The sequence below is a fragment of the Parabacteroides sp. AF27-14 genome, assembly GCF_003635425.1.
Taxonomy (GTDB): domain Bacteria; phylum Bacteroidota; class Bacteroidia; order Bacteroidales; family Tannerellaceae; genus Parabacteroides; species Parabacteroides distasonis.
In genome coordinates, this window is record NZ_QTLZ01000062.1 from 1 (window position 1) to 678 (window position 678).

A 678-nucleotide genomic window follows, 5' to 3' on the forward strand; every position below is an offset into this window, starting at 1 on the left:
CGCATTTGAAATGGGAGAATATCCGGGATGGGATATTGCAGTATCACCGACAAAAGAGCGGGTCTCTCATACAGCTGGAGATTCCCTCCGGGGCGTTGCGGCTGTTGGATGAGTTGTCCGCTTGTACGGCAAAGGAATCCTTTTATTTATTTCCTTTTTTGAGTGGAAGGAGAACCGGTGAGGCGGCCTACAAAGAATATAACAGGACCTTGTCCCGCTTTAACCGTGAGTTGAAGTTGTTGGCGAGATCGACAGGCGTTACGCTTCCGGTCACCTCATATACGATCCGTCATTCATTCGCCTCGTTCTTGAAGGAACAAGATGTATCGATCGAGGTTATCAGTGAGTTGTTGGGGCATAAGTCTATTAAGACAACACAGATCTATTTGAAGAGCTTCTCGTTGGAACGTTTGTCGACAGTGAACCGGAATTGTTTTGAGAGCGTGTGTAAACCGATACCCAAAGTGGGGTAAGAGGCTTGCTACTTGGGAAGTAGCGTATTCTTTCACGGCGCAAAAGTAATAAAAAATAACAAATAACAAGCAATCATAAGGCTTAGTTTGTTCATTAGTTTGTGCTCCGACCTTGATTCTCCTTAAATCTTCGTTCTTATTCCTAGTGCATAGACATGGCAATAGAGACGAAATGATCTCGTATTTCCTACATCATCACGTCCCT

General features: G+C 44.5%; 1 protein-coding gene. It reads left to right on the forward strand.

The genetic code is table 11. The annotated features are described in order from the left end of the window. Window positions 1–473, forward strand: a 473-nt coding sequence (locus tag DWY79_RS22350) for a tyrosine-type recombinase/integrase (RefSeq protein WP_147431817.1), incomplete at its 5' end; no start/stop codon positions are given. Window positions 474–678: the final 205 nt, after the last annotated feature.